General features: G+C 64.7%; 14 protein-coding genes. 9 read left to right on the top strand and 5 right to left on the bottom strand.

What is annotated here, in order from left to right; translation table 11 throughout:
* Positions 1 to 20: 20 nt before the first annotated feature.
* From ASE26_RS29025 to ASE26_RS29010, 4 genes are read right to left on the bottom strand one after another with little or no spacing between them, the layout of a single operon-like run.
* Positions 21 to 878, bottom strand: a complete 858-nt coding sequence (locus tag ASE26_RS29025) for an RNA polymerase sigma-70 factor (RefSeq protein ID WP_057247385.1) — start codon at positions 876 to 878, stop codon at positions 21 to 23.
* Entirely contained in the window at positions 875 to 3400 is a 2526-nt protein-coding gene (locus tag ASE26_RS29020; protein WP_057247384.1) for an ATP-binding protein, read from the bottom strand. Before ASE26_RS29020 ends, ASE26_RS29025 begins: the two co-directional genes overlap by 4 nt.
* 6 nt (positions 3401 to 3406) lie before the next feature.
* Positions 3407 to 4414 carry an ABC transporter substrate-binding protein gene (locus tag ASE26_RS29015; protein ID WP_055936038.1) on the bottom strand — a complete coding sequence of 336 codons (1008 nt, stop codon included), beginning with the start codon at positions 4412 to 4414 and terminating at the stop codon, positions 3407 to 3409.
* Positions 4407 to 5603, bottom strand: a complete 1197-nt coding sequence (locus ASE26_RS29010; protein ID WP_057247383.1) for a hybrid sensor histidine kinase/response regulator — start codon at positions 5601 to 5603, stop codon at positions 4407 to 4409. Before ASE26_RS29010 ends, ASE26_RS29015 begins: the two co-directional genes overlap by 8 nt.
* Positions 5604 to 5728: 125 nt before the next feature.
* Here ASE26_RS29010 and ASE26_RS29005 point away from each other — a divergent pair, with 125 nt between their 5' ends.
* The gene (locus tag ASE26_RS29005; RefSeq protein ID WP_057247382.1) at positions 5729 to 7621 is read left to right on the top strand and encodes a hypothetical protein; all 1893 of its coding nucleotides are present in this window, start codon (positions 5729 to 5731) and stop codon (positions 7619 to 7621) included.
* Between the two features lie 9 nt (positions 7622 to 7630).
* Here the strand turns inward: ASE26_RS29005 and htpG are convergent, their stop codons facing one another.
* A complete protein-coding gene (gene htpG, locus ASE26_RS29000; RefSeq protein ID WP_055936021.1) occupies positions 7631 to 9541 on the bottom strand; it encodes a molecular chaperone HtpG in 1911 nt (636 codons plus the stop codon).
* A 156-nt stretch (positions 9542 to 9697) separates the two neighbouring features.
* Between htpG and ASE26_RS28995 the strand changes: the two genes are divergently transcribed.
* From ASE26_RS28995 to ASE26_RS28970, 8 genes are all read left to right on the top strand, one after another.
* Complete coding sequence (locus ASE26_RS28995) at positions 9698 to 11359, top strand: sensor histidine kinase (protein ID WP_055936019.1); 1662 nt, start codon at positions 9698 to 9700, stop codon at positions 11357 to 11359.
* Between the two features lie 7 nt (positions 11360 to 11366).
* Entirely contained in the window at positions 11367 to 12056 is a 690-nt protein-coding gene (locus ASE26_RS28990) for a response regulator transcription factor (protein ID WP_055936016.1), read from the top strand.
* 460 nt (positions 12057 to 12516) lie between these two features.
* Positions 12517 to 12690, top strand: a complete 174-nt coding sequence (locus ASE26_RS30375) for a Flp family type IVb pilin (protein WP_082507538.1) — start codon at positions 12517 to 12519, stop codon at positions 12688 to 12690.
* Between the two features lie 66 nt (positions 12691 to 12756).
* Complete coding sequence (locus tag ASE26_RS30370) at positions 12757 to 12933, top strand: Flp family type IVb pilin (RefSeq protein WP_082507537.1); 177 nt, start codon at positions 12757 to 12759, stop codon at positions 12931 to 12933.
* Entirely contained in the window at positions 12930 to 13982 is a 1053-nt protein-coding gene (locus ASE26_RS28985) for a phosphatase PAP2 family protein (protein WP_055936013.1), read from the top strand. Before ASE26_RS30370 ends, ASE26_RS28985 begins: the two co-directional genes overlap by 4 nt.
* A complete protein-coding gene (locus ASE26_RS28980; protein ID WP_055936012.1) occupies positions 13979 to 14566 on the top strand; it encodes a prepilin peptidase in 588 nt (195 codons plus the stop codon). Before ASE26_RS28985 ends, ASE26_RS28980 begins: the two co-directional genes overlap by 4 nt.
* Positions 14563 to 15180: an isoprenylcysteine carboxylmethyltransferase family protein gene (locus ASE26_RS28975; protein ID WP_055936009.1), complete on the top strand. Its 618-nt coding sequence runs from the start codon at positions 14563 to 14565 to the stop codon at positions 15178 to 15180. Before ASE26_RS28980 ends, ASE26_RS28975 begins: the two co-directional genes overlap by 4 nt.
* 12 nt (positions 15181 to 15192) lie before the next feature.
* Positions 15193 to 16509, top strand: a complete 1317-nt coding sequence (locus ASE26_RS28970) for an ATP-binding protein (RefSeq protein WP_200953848.1) — start codon at positions 15193 to 15195, stop codon at positions 16507 to 16509.
* Position 16510: the final 1 nt, after the last annotated feature.

The following is a 16510-nucleotide window of genomic DNA, read 5'->3' as shown; positions in this document are numbered from 1 at the left end:
GGCCTTCCTGCCTGCAAACGTCAGTTGATAATATGCGCCAGCTTGTCCGGGTTGCGCACCACGTAGATGCCGGTGATGCGCTGGCCGTCGGTGGCAAAGCCTTGCGCCGACTCCAGCTTGCCGTCCACGAAACGCAGCAGGCCTGGCTCGCCGTTGACCAGGGCGGCACGGTATTCGATGGCGCCCAGCTTGTGCATGCCGGCGTACAGCGCCGCAATCTTGTCCGGATCGGTAATGACGATGCCGAAGGATTTGACCTTGCCGCCGCCGTCGCCAACCAGCTCCAGGTCTTGCGCCAGCAAGGCGCGCACCGCTTCCTTGTCGCCGCTGGCCGAGGCTGCCACGAAACGCTGCAGCAGCTGGCGGTGGGTGGCGGCCGGTATGTCGAAGCGCGACTGGCCCTGCTGCACACGTTCGCCGGCCCGGCTCACCATCTGGCGGCAGGCCGCCTCGGATTTGCCAAGCTGCTCGGCCACCTCGTGATAGTCATAGTCGAACACCTGGCGCAGCAGGAAGGCAGCGCGCTCCTCCGGGCCAAGCCGCTGCAGCAGCCACATATAGGCCAGCGACAGGTCGCTGGCCCGTTCGGCCTGGGCTTCCGGCGTTTCCTCATCGATGGCGACCAGCGGTTCCGGCAGCCACAGTCCCTCGTAGGCTGCGCGCTCGGCGATGGCCGTGCGCAGGCGGTCGATGGCAAGCCGCGTGACCGCCGTCACCAGCCAGGCCTCGGCCGACCGCACCGCGCTGGTATCGGCGCCCTGCCAGCGGATCCAGGCATCCTGCACCACGTCCTCGGCATCGGCGCGCACGCCCAGCATGCGATAGGCGATGGCAAACAACCGCGCCCGGTGCGCGGCAAATACGGTTGGATTATTCATGACGCAGGACTATACCCGACCTTGTGCACTTTCAGCAGGACCTCGCGCAGTTCGCGCACGCGCGGCGGCTTGCTCAGCACCTCGTCGACGCTGGCGGGTTTGGCATCCACGTCGCCTTCGGGGATCAGGCGCTGGCCCCAGCCGGTGACCAGGATCACCGGCGTATTGGGCGACAGCTCCTTGATGCAGCCGGCCACCTTGCGCCCGTCGACGTGCGGCATGCCCAGGTCGCTGAACACCGCGTCGAACGGCAGGCTCGATTCCATCGAAGCGCGGAATTGCTCGATGCCCGCGGCACCGCCATTGGCCGCCACCACGCTGTGGCCATCGCGCTGCAGGATGGTGGTCATGGAGGCCAGTACGGCCGGATCGTCGTCGATCACCAGCAGGCGCATGGGCTCGGCCACCGGCACCGCAGTGGCCGGGGCTTCCAGCGGCGGGATGGCGGGATGCGCCAGCGGCAGCGGGAAGGCCAGCGACACCGTAGTGCCCTGCCCGATCGTCGATTCCACCTGCACCACGGCGCTGTGGCGTTCGGCCATCGAATTGACGGTGGCCAGCCCCAGGCCGCTGCCGCGCTCGCCCTTGGTAGTGAAGAACGGATCCATGCAATGGCGGCGCGTCGATTCGTCCATGCCGACGCCGCTGTCGGCCACGTCGACGATGGCATGTTCGCCGGTGCTGCGGGTGCGCAGGACCAGCGCGCCGCCTTCGGGCATGGCATCGACGGCATTGAACACCAGGTTGGTCAGCGCCTCGCGGATTTCCGGCTCGGAGCCCATCACGGCCGGCAAGCCCGGCGCCAGTTCCAGCTTCATCGAGATCACCACGCCGCGCTGCTGCGGCATATCGCTCCAGCGCGCCCGCGTCAGGTCGGCCACCTGCTGCGCCAGCACATTCAGGCTGACGCTGGCGAGTTCCATCTGCGGCTCGCGGCGGCGGTACAGTTCGCGCATGCGCGCCACCGTTGCGGCCACGTCGTCGATGGCGCGGGCGATCACCTGCAGGTGGTTGCGGCCGCTGGCGCTCAGGCCTTCCTCGGTTTCCAGCAAGGTCTCGGTGTACAGGGCCACCGGCGAGATGGCGTTGTTGATGTCGTGCGCAATGCCGCTGGCCATCTGGCCCAGGGCGCGCAGGCGCTCTTCGCGCGTGACCGACTGCTGCGTCGCATGCAGGGTATGGTAAGCCTGCTGCAGCGCGCCGTACAACTGGGCCTGGCGCGCCGCCAGGGCCGCATGTTCGCTCAGCTGGCGCAGGAATTCGCATTCGCCGCTGGAGAAGGCATTCGGGATGTTGCGCGCCACGGCCAGCACGCCGAACACCACGCTCTCCGCTTGCAGCGGCGCCAGCACCAGCGAATTCAGGCCGCCGCGCGCCAGCCGGTGCGGGAACGGGAACTCGCTGCCGCCGATGTCCGCCTCGTACACCAGTTGCCCCTTGACGCAGCGTGCCAGGCCGTTGTTGTCGATCGACACCTGGGCGCCCTCCTTCAGCGCCGCATCGCCCGGCAGCAAGGCATTGCCGAGGCCGACGCAACTCGCTTCCAGCACGCCTTCCTGCAGCAGGAAGACGCAGGCAAAATCCACCGGCAACTGGTCTTCCAGGCTGCGCACCAGCACCTGCAGGATGCTGCGCAAGTCCTGCCGCTCGCCGATCGAGCGCGTCATCTGGTGCAGCAGGCTGAGCCGCCCGAGCTGCGCCTGCACTTTCAGCTCGGCGCCATGGCGCACCTCCATCTCGTCATGCAGGGCGGAATTGGCGCTGACCAGTTCATCGCGCGATACCGTGGTCGCACGCAGGCGTTCGGTCATGGCATCGAAGGCACGCGCCAAATCGCCCACCTCGTCGACCGCCTTCATATTCATGCGGAAATCCAGCTTGCCCGACCCCACCAGCTCGGCGCCCCGGCGCAGCCGTTCCAGCGGGTGCGCCACGCTGCGGATGGTCAGGGCCAGTGCGCCCAGCACCGTCATCGCCAGCAGCAGGCCAAGCGCCGCCGCCACGCCCGTGGCATTCTGCTGCGCGCTCAGCACGCCCTCGCGGCTGCGGCGCGCCAGCTCTTCCGCATCGCGGATCATGTCCTGGGTGCGCGACATCAGCTGGCCGAACAGGCGCGCTTCCAGCAGGTGCAGCACTTCGGCCCGTTCCGGCGTCGCGTGCAGCTCCTGCCGCACCAGCAGCAACTCGGAAAAATGGCGCGCCAGCAGTGGCAGGCTTTCCTGCAGCTCGTGCAGCAGCCGCGCTTCATCGGCTTCCCTGAACAAGTCGTCGCGCAGCAGCAAGCCTTGCAGCGATTCTTTGCGCAACTGCCATTGCACGTACGAGCGCCGCTCCTGGGTTTGCGCATACTCCAGCGACAGGTAGCGCAGCGCCACCACCCCGCTGACGATTGCCCCGGCCCGTTCGTTGCGCAGCAATTCCTGCCTGACCTGGCGCGTGGCGCCCAGCATCAGGATCACGGCCAGCGCCACGCCGCCCAGGCACAGCCACTGGGCCCACTTCAGTCGAGTGATGATCTTCATGGCGGCTTAGTGGATGACGGTAACGGCAGTCGGCCGCACCTCGCCCAATCCTTCCAGGTACACATTGTCGAGGAAATTCGGCACTTCCCGTGAATTGGCCAGGCGGTTGCGGATGGCCCAGCGGGCCCGGTCTTCGAAGGCCAGCAACAGCGACTGGTCCAGTTCCAGGCCGAAGTGGTATGTGGGCCAGGCGGCCAGCACTTCGTCGCGACTCAGCTTGGCGGTGGCCGGCAGCAGCGGCTGCGCCTCCCCCGGCGACTTTTCGCACCAGGCCGAGCCCAGTTCGATGGCGTGCAGCAGGCGCGGGATGACGCCTGCCCGTTCGCCGGTAAAGCGCTGCAGCGAGACCAGGTTGTAGATGCTTTCATACGCCTGTTCGCCGGAAAAGCTGACCGCCGTATCGCCCAGCTGCTTGCGCATGGCGCCCAGGAAGGGCTCCCAGCCCGCCACCGCGTCGACGTCGCCGCGCTGTAGCGCCTGGCCCAGCTCTTCCGGCTTGTAATTGACCATGGTGACTTCGCTGCCGTCCATGCGCTGCCAGTTCAGGAACACGTCCAGCGTGAACTGGCCCGAGGTACCCTGCGTGACGCCGATGCGCTTGCCTTTCAGGCTGGCCGGCGTCAGCACGCCATGGTCGCGGCGGCCGATGATGCCGTGGTCCTTGCCGGTGCGGAAAAAGGTCGCCAGTACCTTGACCGGCACCCCGTCCATGGCGGCAAACACGATCGGGATATCGGCCACGGTGCCGACATCGGCCTTGCCGTCGAGCACCGCCTGCATCGACGCCTTGCCGCTCGAGAAAGGCAGCACCTTGACCTGCAGGCCCTGCTCGGCGAAGTAGCCGCGCCGCTCCGCCGCCACCACCGCGCAGGTGCCGACGTAGGCGGTGTTGGCGGCGATCACCAGCGACTGCGCCGGCAGTGCCGGCCGCCGCTGCTGCTGCCACAGCCAGGCCACGCCCAGCGCCAGCACGATGAACAACACGGCAAGGACCTGCATGGTTCGGCTACGCATGTTGCACCTGTTGGGTAGTTTCCGGCGCCAGCGGCAGTTCCACCCAGAAGGTGCTGCCCTGGCCCGGCTGGCTCTCGACGCCGATGGCGCCTTGCATTGCCTCGACCACGCGCCGGGTGAGGGCAAGGCCAAGGCCGCTGCCCTCCTCTTCTTCGTCGCGCCCGAGGCGGTGGAATGGCTGGAAGATGTGCTGGACCTGGTCCGGTTCCAGCCCCGGCCCGGTGTCGCTGACGGAAATGCGCAGGCGGCTGCCTTCCGCCGCCGCGCAGGCCACGGCGACGCGGCCCTGGTCGTGGTTGTACTTGATGGCGTTGGACAGCAGGTTGATCAGCACCTGCACCAGGCGCGTGCGGTCGGCGCGCAGGCGCCGCTGCGGCACCTCGCCGAAACCGAGGCTGATATCGCGCTTGGCGGCCAGCGGCGTGACCATCATGCGGCATTCCTGCAACACGGTCGGCAAATCGACCGCCTCCATTGCCAGCGGCACCTTGCCCGCTTCGATGCGCGCCAGGTCGAGGATTTCGTTGACCAGCTTGAGCAGGTGCTGGCCGGACTGCACGATATTGCGCGCGAAGCGCTGCTTTTCGAGCTGGGTGGCCGGCAGCTTGTCGGCTGCCAGGATTTGCGCGAAGCCGAGGATGCCGTTGAGCGGCGTGCGCAGCTCATGGCTCATATTCGACAGGAAGCGCGACTTCTCGGAGTTGGCATGTTCGGCCGCGGTGCGCGCCTGCTCCAGCCGGTGGTTGGCTTCCGCCAGCTCCATCACGTTTTGCCGCAGTTGGCGTTCCAGCTCGGCATTGGCCAGGCGCAGGGCACGCGTGGCCTGCGCCCGCGCCAGCACCGGCAGCAGGGATGACGCCTTGAAGGGTTTGACGATGTAATCGAGGGCGCCACCCTGCATGGCGCGCACGGCGGTGGCGATGCTGCCCTCGCCGGTCATGATGATGCAGGCCAGGTCCGGGTCGTGCTGCAGGGCCTCCCTGACCAGGCCGATGCCGTCCATGCCAGGCATGTTCAGGTCGGACAGCATCAGGTCAAAGGACTGGCTGCGCAGCAGCTCCAGCGCTGACTCGGCACTGGAGCAACCTTCGGCATCAAACTGATATTGGCGCAGCACGTCGCACAACGCCACAGTGTGGACGCTCTGGTCGTCAACGATGAGAATACGCTGCTTGCGAACTTCCGTCATGCAATCCTCGCGAAGGCGGGCTTGCTTTGATTATGCCGCTTGACAACTGGCTAAAGTCTCACCAAATCTAACTAGCATTTAAATGCTTGCGGCTTGGACGCCACAGTTTCAGAATGGACGGAGCTATGCGCCCCATCTTCCGCCAACGAAGCACGCCCCTGATGCTGACGAGCTTGTTGGCACTCTGGCTGTTTACCCATCCCTGGCGCGGCATCTGGCACGACGGCATGCTGTATGCAGTACAGGCAATGCGCCGCCTGTATCCAGCCAATTTCCAGGGCGACCTGTTCTTCCTGCACGGCTCGCAGGATGCCTTTACCCTGTTCAGTCCGCTATATGCCGCTGCCATTGCAGAATTTGGCCTGCAGCCGGCCACGTTCACCCTGCAGCTAGGCGGCTACCTGTTATGGATCGGCGCCGCGTCCTTCCTGGCCGTTGCGGTGCTGCGCGGCTTTTATCTCTGGCTCGGCCTGGCGATGCTGTTTGCCTGGCCCGCCGATTACGGGCCGAGCCCGGACGTGTTCCACCTCGCCGAATCCCTGCTGACGCCGCGCCTGTTCGCCGAAGGCCTCGGCATCCTGGCGCTGGGCTGCTTCGTACGGCAGCGCTGGGGCTGGGGCCTGCTGCCGGCTTGCCTGGCCCTGGCCTTGCATCCGCTGATCGCCTGCGCCCCGCTGCTGGCCGGCGCCTTGCTCTTCGCCTGGGGCAGCTGGCGCGCGCTGGCCGCGGCGCTGCTGGCCGGCCTTGCGCTGACGGCGGCCCTGGTTGGCGCCGGCGTTCCCCCGTTCGGGCGCCTGTTGCTCGGCATGGACGCCGAATGGCTGGCCTTGGTCAACAGCCGCGCGCCGATGATGGCCTGGACCGCCTGGCAGGCACAGGACTGGGTCAGCCGGACCGGCCTGGCGTTTTGCCTGGTGCTGACGGCAGGCTGGCTGGCCGAGGGCATGACGGCGCGCCTGTTCCGCTGTGCAGCGGCGCTGGGAGCGCTTGGCTTGCTGGCCAGTTGGGCGGGCACCGGGCTCGCCAGCAACCTGCTGCTGTTGCAAGCCCAGCCGTGGCGCCTGCTGTGGATGACGCACCTGTGCTCCTGGCTGGCCCTGGCCTGGCTGCTGGCCGCCTACTGGCGCCGCGAACGCCTGGTCCGCGTGTTGCTGTTGGCACTGTGCCTGGCTGCCCTCACCCGCGATACGGTGGGCGGCGGCGTCGCCTTGCTGGCAGGGGCAATGCTGTGCTGTTTCGCGCCGCGTCCCCCGCTGCGCTGGCCGGCATGGGGCAACGCGGCCGCGCTGCTTGGCCTGGCTGCCATGATCCTGGCCTGGGGATGGCAGGTGACGTTCCTGGCCTTGAAAACAGCCGCCGTCGAGCCGGCCCCGCAGCCGGGTTGGCTGGTCCTGCTGTGGGCCTCGGCCGCCTTCAAGCTGGGTGCCGGCGCACTGCTTGGGACCGGGCTGCTGTTGCTCATCCGGCGCTGCAGCGGCAGCCGGCGCAAGGCGCCGCAATTGCTGGCCTTTGGCCTGGCCTTCAGCATGCTTTGCCTGTCCGTGCTGTACGCCGCCATTCCGGTGCATCGCCAGCACGAACTGTCGGCCAGCGGCGCCCGCGCGGTCCAGTCGGCTTTCGCGCCGCTGATCGCGCAGGATGCCGTACTGTATTGGCAAAACAATGTCATGGTCAGCTGGTTCCTGCTGCACCGCTCGAACTATGCTTCCAATGCCCAGATCACAGGCCTGGCCTTCAACCGCGGCACCGCCGTGGAAGGCATGCGACGCATGGAGCGTTTAAGGCAGTTGGGAGGAGAAGACGCGGTGGTTGCGCTGGACATCCTGCAGACCAGGCTGGGCGCACTGCAGTTGCCGCCGCCCAGCCGCGCCGGATTGCAGTTTGCCTGCGCCGATCCGGTGCTGGATTATGTCGTACTCGCCACGCCGCTGGGCGTCGCGGCGATCGCCCAGGCCAGCGACAGCGAGTACGGCAAGACCTACTACCTGTATGACTGCGCCCGCTTGCGCGGGCACTAGCTTACTTGGTTACTTGGACAACAGCATGTCGTTCATGCGTTTGACGAAGGAGGCCGGGTCGGCCAATGTGCCGCCTTCGGCCAGCAGGGCCTGGTCGAACAGGATGTGGGCCCAGTCCCTGAACTTGGCGCCGGCCGCGTCTTCGTACTTCAGGCGCGTGACCAGCGGGTGCTGCGGGTTGATTTCCAGGATGGGCCTGGATTCCGGCGCGGCCTGGCCGGCTGCCTTCAGCATGCGCAGCAGGTTACCCGACAGTTCGTGCTCGTCGGCGACCAGGCAGGCTGGCGAATCGGTCAGGCGGAAGGTGACGCGCACTTCCTTGGCCTTGTCGGCCAGCGCTTCCTTCATCTTGCCGACCAGTTCCTGGTACTGGGTCTCGGTCTCGGCGTGCTCTTTCTTCTCCGCCTCGTCTTCCATTGCGCCCAGGTCCAGGCCGCCCTTGGCGACCGAATGCAGTTCCTTGCCCTCGAAATCGTTCAGGAAGGACAGCATCCATTCGTCGACACGGTCGGTCAGCAGCAGCACTTCGACGCCCTTCTTGCGGAAGATCTCCAGGTGCGGCGAATTCCTGGCGGCGGCGAAGCTGTCGGCGGTGACGTAGAAGATCTTGTCCTGGCCTTCCTTCATGCGCCCGACATACGCTTCCAGCGACACGCTCTGCTCCTCGCCTTCATTGGCGGTCGAGGCAAAGCGCAGCAGCTTGGCCAAGCGTTCCTTGTTGGCGAAGTCTTCGCCGACACCCTCTTTCAGCACCTGGCCGAATTCAGTCCAGAAGCTCGCGTACTTGTCCTTCTTTTCCTGTTCGTCGGCATTGGCCAGTTCTTCCAGCATGCCCAGCACGCGCTTGGTCGAACCTTCGCGGATCGCCTTCACATCGCGCGACTCCTGCAGGATTTCGCGCGACACGTTCAGCGGCAGGTCGGCCGAGTCGATCACGCCCTTGACGAAGCGCAGGTAAGCCGGCATCAGCTGTTCTGCATCGTCCATGATGAACACGCGCTTGACGTACAGCTTGATGCCGCCGCGCTTGTTGCGGTCCCACAGGTCGAACGGCGCCTTGGCCGGGATGTACAGCAGCTGGGTGTATTCGCTGCGGCCTTCCACCCGGTTGTGGGTGTAGGCCAGCGGCGCGCCGAAATCGTGCGACACGTGCTTGTAGAATTCCTCGTACTGTTCCTGCGTGATGTCGCTCTTGGAGCGGGCCCACAGGGCGCTGGCCTGGTTGATGGTTTCCAGCTCGTCCTTCAGTACGGTTTCCTTCTTCTCTTCATCCCACTCTTCCTTCTGCATCTGGATCGGCAGCGAGATGTGGTCGGAGTACTTGCGGATGATGGACTTGAGTTTCCAGCTCGACAACAATTCTTCCTCGCCTTCGCGCAGGTGCAGGATGATATCGGTGCCGCGGCCGGCCTTTTCGATCTGCTCGATCGAGTAATCGCCCTCGCCCGCCGATTCCCAGCGCACGCCTTGCGCCGCATCCAGGCCGGCACGGCGCGATTCGACCGTGATCCTGTCGGCCACGATGAAGCCGGAGTAGAAGCCGACGCCGAACTGGCCGATCAGGGCCGCATCCTTTTGCTGGTCGCCGGACAGCTTGCCGAAGAATTCCCTGGTGCCCGACTTGGCGATGGTGCCGAGGTGGGAAATCGCCTCGTCGCGGCTCATGCCGATGCCATTGTCGGAAATCGTGATGGTGCGCGCTTCCTTATCGAAACTGACGCCGATTTTCAGTTCGTGGTCGTTGCCGTACAGGGCATCATTGTTGATCGCCTCAAAACGCAGCTTGTCGGCCGCATCGGAAGCATTCGAGACCAGCTCGCGCAGGAAGATTTCCTTGTTGGAGTACAGCGAGTGGATCATCAGTTGCAGAAGCTGTTTTACTTCTGCCTGGAAGCCCATGGTTTGCTTGTTTTCTGCCATTTTTACCTCAATAGTCTTGTAGGGAACTGCGGAATTGCTCACTTGGGGCCGTTTCGCCCGATTTCAAGCCCCGGCAACGTTTCAAAAATACAACCTTGTTGTGGACAAGGACTAATGGTTCTCTTAGCATGGTAACAACGACGCGCCGGAGAAACCGTGATCAACGAAGGCTTGCTGCACGCCACCCTGCCGAAGGATACTTCGGACGCCTCCATGGTGCGCTGGATGCGCCTGGTACTGGCGGTAGCGTGCCTGTTTACCCTCGTGGTGGAGCCGGCCGGCCGCGCCGACGTGGTGTCGCTGGGCGTGTTCCTGGCCTACCTGCTGCAAAGCGTGACCCTGCTCTTGCTGGCCAACCGCGCCCTGCTGGTGCGCAGCAAGCTGGTGCACTGGCTCGACGTCGGCTGGTTCACGCTGATGGTGTATGTCACCGGCGGCGATTCCAGCTTCTATTTCCTGCTGTTTTTCTTCGCCATCCTGACCGCGGCCTTCAGCCACGGCTTCGAGGACGGCGCCCGCATCACCATTGCCGCCTCAATGGCCTTCGCCCTCACATCGCTGTACACGCATAGCGAAGCCGAGATGGCGGTCACGATGCTGCGCGCCACCTTCCTGCTGGCGCTCGGCTACATGATCGCGCACTGGGGCGGCATGGCCATGATCCAGCGCCAGCGCATGGCCCTGCTGCACGCGGTGAGCCAGATGTCCAATCCGCGCTTCGGGGTCGACCGCACCATCAGCTCCGTGCTGGAGCAGACGCGCCAGTTCTACCACGCCCACAGCTGCATCCTGCTGATGCACGATAACGGCGCCGCCAGCTGGACCCTGCGCGCGGCCAGTTCGGCCAATGCCGGGCGGCCGATCCACGCCAGCAACCTGGCGCCGGATGCTGCCGCGCCGCTGCTGGTGTGCGGCGAGGACGCCATTTTGCTGATGCGCCAGCCGCGCGGCGCCTGGCTGCGCCGCGTGCTGCAGATCAAAAGCTACGACAGTGAACTGCTGTGCTGGACGGAAGAAGATGCCGAGGCCGGCGAAACCCTGGCCGAACTGCTCGATGCGCTGTCGCTGATCGCGGTGCCGCTGCCGCTGCGGCGCGGCTCGGGACGCCTGATCGTGGTATCGCAGCGCCACCACTTCCACAAGTCGGACGCCCTGTTCCTGCTGCAGATCGCGGCCCAGGCCTTCCCGGTGATCGAGAATATCGAATTGCTGGACCGCATGGCATCGGAAGCGGTGTTGCGCGAGCGCGAGCGTATCGCCCGCGACTTGCATGACACCACGATCCAACCCTATATCGGCCTGCGCCACGGCGTCTCGGGCATCCGCCTGAAAGCCGATCCCGGCAACCCGCTGGTGCCGGACCTGGACAACCTGCTCGACGTCACCTCGCAGGTGGTGCGCGACTTGCGCAACTACGCCAAGAGCCTGCGCGGCGGGCTGGAAATGAAGGAGCCGGAATTGCTGATTGCGCTGCGCCGGCAGGCGGCGCAGCTGCGCCAGTTCTATGACGTGCACATCAATGTCGACACCAAGGGCGAGTTGCATATGAGCGACCGGCTGGCGGCCGAAGTGTTCCAGATCGTCAACGAGGGCATGAGCAATATCTGCAAACATACAACAGCGCGCAACGGCTATATCGAGCTGGCCTGCACTGCCGGCCAGTTGAGCGTGCGAATTGAGAATGAATGTTCGGGTCAGCCGGTGCTAGACTTTACACCGAGCTCTATCGCTGAACGCGCTGCTGCGCTGGGCGGCGAAGCGCGCGTGCTGCGCGGTCGCCAGAACAACACTGCGGTACAGATCGTGATTCCGGTGTGAGGGGCATATGGGGCAAGCCGATAAACGTATCCGCATCATGCTGGTTGATGACCACAAGACCCTGCTATGGGGCTTGGGCAAGCTGATCGAAAGCGAAGCGCTGAACATGCTGGTGGTCGGCACCGCGCGCGACTGCGACAGCGCGCTGTCCATGGCGCCCGAGGTGCTGCCTGACGTCATCCTGCTGGACATCGACCTGGGCGGCACCTGTTCGCTCGACATCATGCCGCGCCTGCTGGCCGGCTGTAACGGCGCGCGCGTGCTGGTGCTGTCCGGCACGCGCGACCGCGAACTGCTGGACCGTGCGGTAATGCTGGGCGCACGCGGCGTGGTCAGCAAGGATGAACCGGCCGAGAATGTCCTGAAAGCCATCGAAAAAGTGCATGGCGGCGAGCTGTGGCTCGATGGCATCATGCTGAGCCGCGTGTTCGAAGCCATGCGCAATCCGCAAGGGACGCGGCGGCAGGACCCCGAACTGGACAAGATTTCCCAGCTGACCGCCAAGGAAAGGCGCATCTGCAGCTTAATCGCAACAGGCGGCGGTGCGGTTAACAAGGCGTTGGCGCAACAGTTGTTTATTTCCGAGCACACTTTACGCAATCATTTGACCACCATCTACCACAAGCTCGGCGTATCAAACCGCCTCGACCTTTACGTGTTCGCCACCAAGCACAGGCTCGACCAGGCCGACCTGTAGCGTCATCCTCGCCCCTTGCCCACTACCGGCAGGGGTGCCGAAAATATTTCCTCCAATATATCTTCATTGAACCGGGACAAATGTCCCGATTCCTGCTGGAAAAAGAGGAGTTCTGTCATGGCCCAAACAGGACAGATGTTTGATGGAACTCAAACCGCACAAGCCTAAAGTGGACTCATCAGCACGGCAGACATGTCGGCTGAGACTAGAACCAGGCAAGGCCAACACAACCATGTCCGGAGTACAGAATGCGTAACAGATTCACGCCGCCCCGAATCGCAAGCTTCATCGCCGAGGAAGACGGCCGGGCCTTTTACGAATATGTGCTTGTAGCCTCACTGACAGTTGTCGTCGGCATCATTGTGCTTCTAGCGCTTGGAAAAGGCAGGTGAAGCGGGCTTGTTCCGTGAAGCTGCAAACACTTTGGTGCAGTTAATTAAACGTCCTGAAAGGAATCATCATGAAAGCCATCCAAAAATTCATCCGCGACGAACAAGGCGTAACCGCAATCGAATACGGCCTGATCGCTGCCCTGATCGCTGTGGTGATCATCGCCGCCGTGAAACTGATCGGTACCCAGCTGGATAAGACCTTCGACAAGATCGGCACGGCGCTCACCTCGGCCAACAGCTAAATCTTGCAACTTCGTCCGGCGAGGCAACATCGCCTCCCCGGACGAACTTTTACCTGGAGGTCGATCGTGAAAGACCAATTCTTACGCTTCCTCCGCAAAGACACTGGCGTCTCGGCAATCGAGTACGCGTTGCTGGCAGGCCTGATCGCCGTGGTCATCGTTGTCAGCGTCGGCACCGCCGGCACCCAGCTCCTTGCGCTGTTCACCTTCGTCAAATCCCAAGTCATGTTGGCCACATCATGAGCGCCGTCCTGATCCAACGCATCGCGACCCGCCCCAGCCTGCCCCGCGCCCTGCTGCGCGAACATGGGCTGCTGCTGGCCATCGTCGGCCTGGAACTGGCCGCCGCGCTCGTGCTGTGCGCCGCCTACCCGGAAAAATACCGCCACAACCTGCAACTGGAAGGCTACCTTGCCACGCTTGCCATGGGCCTGGTCTTTGCACTGTGCGGCTACACAATTTACGTCATGATCTTCAAGCGCCCCGACCAGCTGGTGCGCTACCTGAAACAACACCTGGCGGCTTACCTGACGCGCGAACGCCTGCTGTTTGCCGCACCGGTGCTGGGCATGATGCCGCTGTTCGCCGCCAGCTTCACCGTGCTCAAGGCCGCCGTGCCGATGGTACAGCCCTATGCCTGGGACGCCCGCATGGCTGCTGCCGACGCCTGGCTGCATGGCGGCGTGCAGCCTTGGCATCTGCTGCAGCCCGTATTCGGCAGCCCCCTGATGACGGCCATCCTGAATTTCAATTACCACCTGTGGTTCTTCATCGTGCTGGCCACCGTCTACTGGCTGGCCTTCAACCTGGAACGCCGCCAGCTGCGCATGCAGTTCATGCTGAGCTTCGTGCTGAGCTGGAGCCTGCTCGGCAATGCCCTGGCCATGGCCTTCTCTTCCGTCGGGCCTTGCTACTACGGCTTCATGGTTGGCGGCGCCGATCCTTTTGCCGGCTTGATGCACTACCTGCGCGATGCCGACAAGGTGATCCCGGTCATGGCGCTGCAAGTGCAGGACACGCTGTGGCACGACTACTCGCTGCATAGCGGCACCAATGCCCTCAGCATTTCCGCCATGCCCAGCATGCACGTAGCCAGCTCGGTGCTGCTGGCACTGCTCGGCTGGCGCCTGCACCGCGCCGCCGGCATTGCGCTCACCATGTTTGCCGTGCTGATCCAGGTCGGCTCGGTGCACCTGGGCTGGCATTACGCCATTGACGGCTATGCCGGCGCCTTGGGCGCCATCCTGATCTGGACCCTGTGCGGCAAGCTGCTGCAGCGGAGCGAACAATGAGCTTCGATAGCCGCGCCCTGCTGCCGATCGCGCTGCTGGCCTGCCTGCTGGCATGGGCCGTGGCCAGCGACGTACGCAGCCGCCGCATCCCCAACCAGCTGGTGGTGCTGGGCCTGCTCGCCGGCCTGGCGCTGCAGAGCACCGTAACACCGGGCGCCGGCCTGTTCAGCGAACCGTTCGGCGCGCTGGGCTTGCTGAAGGCGGCAGCGGGCATGGTGCTGGGCCTGGTCCTGCTGCTCCCAATGTATGCACTGGGTGCAATGGGCGCCGGCGACGTCAAGCTGATGGCGATGCTGGGAACCTTCCTCGGCCCACTGGATATCCTGGGCGCCGGTTTGGCCAGCGTGCTGGCCGGCGGCATGCTGGCCCTGCTGGTGGCCCTGTGCCAGGGCAGTCTGCGCAAGGTGAGCGGCAACGTCAAGGAAATGGTGCTGGGCAGCGTGTTGCGCGGCATGACTGGCGGCAGCGCCCGCATCGATGCCCCGGTCGCTGCCACCGGCCAGTTGCCCTACGCCGTAGCGATTGCCAGCGGCACGGTGTGCTACCTCTTATTGACCCGTTACTTCGGCTGGAGCCTGCTATGAATGCCAACCACATCCTCGGTTCGCGCGCTGTCAACGTGCTTGCCGCCGCTGCGCTGGCCAGCGTCTGGCTGCTGTTCTCGGTAGCCCATGCGCGTGCCTTCAACACGAGCGGCGACTGGACCTACCTGCTGTTCGTGGCTTCCGAAACCCTGGTGGCGGCACTGTTCATGCTGCGCTCGGAACCAGCTGCGGTATCGCACTCGCCGCTGGACTGGGCGCTGGCCATCGCCTCCACCGGCGCCCCTTTCTTCTTCGCCCCCAACGGTGAAGGCATGCTGCCTGCTGCACGCGCCCTGATCGTGCTTGGCGTGCTGCTGCAGATCGGCGGGCTGCTGTCGCTCAACCGCAGCTTCGGCCTGGTGGCCGCCCGGCGCCAGATCAAGACCAGCGGCCTGTACCGCTGCATCCGCCATCCCCTGTACGCCAGCTACCTGCTCAGCTACGTGGGCTATGTGCTGTCCAACACGAGTTTCGACAATGCCGCCACCTGCCTGGTTGCTTCCCTGTTGCTGCTGGCCCGCCTGCAGCGCGAAGAACGGTTCCTGTCGCGCGACAGCGAATATTTGCTGTATATGCGCCGCGTGAAATACCGCGTCCTGCCACTGGTGTTTTAAGAGAGGTCCGCCATGCCTGCCGATTTTGAAGAACCAAGCAAGCGCCCCTGGGCTGACGACCCGCTGCGCGTTCCCGCACCGCGCACGGTGGAAGAAACCGGGCTGCCCTTCCTGCTGCTGGTGGAACTGGCCAGCAAGGTGCTGTACCAGCGCGGCCAGATCAAGCTCAACGACCTGGCCGGCCACCTGAAGCTGCCGCCCTCGGTGCTGGACCCGGTGCTGTCGTTCATGCGCACCGAAAAACTGATGGAGATGATGCGCCGCGGCAGCAGCAACACCGACGCCGACATCGTCTACAACCTGTCCGATACGGGCCGCGCCCGCGCCGCCGAATTCGTGCGCCGCGACGCTTATGCCGGCGCGGCCCCGGTCACCTTTAGCGATTATGCCGAACGCGTGCGCGCCCATAGCGTGGCGCATATGCACGTCAAGCGCGAACACATCCGCAAAACGTTCGATGGCATCGTCGCCAGCCCTGCAGTGCTTGACCAGTTGGGCGCGGCCATGAACAGTGGCCGCGCCATCTTTATCCACGGTCCGGCCGGCAGCGGAAAAACCTACCTGGCAGAGCGCCTGAACGGCCTGCTGCAGGGACAGATCGCCGTGCCCCATGCGCTGCTGGTCGATGGCGACATCATCCCGGTCTACGACCCGGTGCTGCATACCGCCATCGAAGACACGGCGCCGGCGGGCATGCTGTTCGACCGCCGCACCCCGCGCGACCAGCGCTGGGTGCGCAGCCAGCGACCTGCCGTGATCACCGGCGGCGAGCTGACCCTGGAAGCGCTCGACCTGCGCTTCGACCCTACGACCCGCCTGTACCAGGCGCCGCCGCACCTGAAGGCCAACGGCGGCATCTTCATCATCGACGACCTGGGGCGCCAGCGCTGCTCGCCGGTCGAACTGATGAACCGCTGGATCGTACCGATGGACCGCCAGCTCGACTACCTGTCGCTGCAGAACGGCTACAAGTTCCCGGTGCCGTTCGACGTGGTGGTGATCTTCTCCTCCAACCTGCCGCCCGATTCGCTGGCCGACGGCTCCTTCCTGCGCCGCCTGGGCTACAAGATCCATGTCGGCCCGCTGCAGCCGGAACAGTACGAAACGGTGTTCCGCCAGGTCTGCCAGCGCTTCTCGGTGCCGTTCGAGGCCGAGACCTTCGCCTGGCTGATGCGCCAGCACCATACGCAAGAACGGCCGCTGATGGCCTGCTATCCGCGCGACCTGGTATCGCAATTGCGCGACCTGGCCGCCTATGAAGGACGCCTGCCCACGCTCGACACCGCATCGCTTGAATGGGCATGGAATAACTATTTTGCTGCGATTTAAC

The sequence above is a fragment of the Duganella sp. Root198D2 genome, from assembly GCF_001428585.1.
GTDB lineage: Bacteria > Pseudomonadota > Gammaproteobacteria > Burkholderiales > Burkholderiaceae_D > Rugamonas.
The sequence above is the reverse complement of the archived record's forward strand: the minus strand, read 5'-3'. Positions and strand labels throughout refer to the sequence as shown.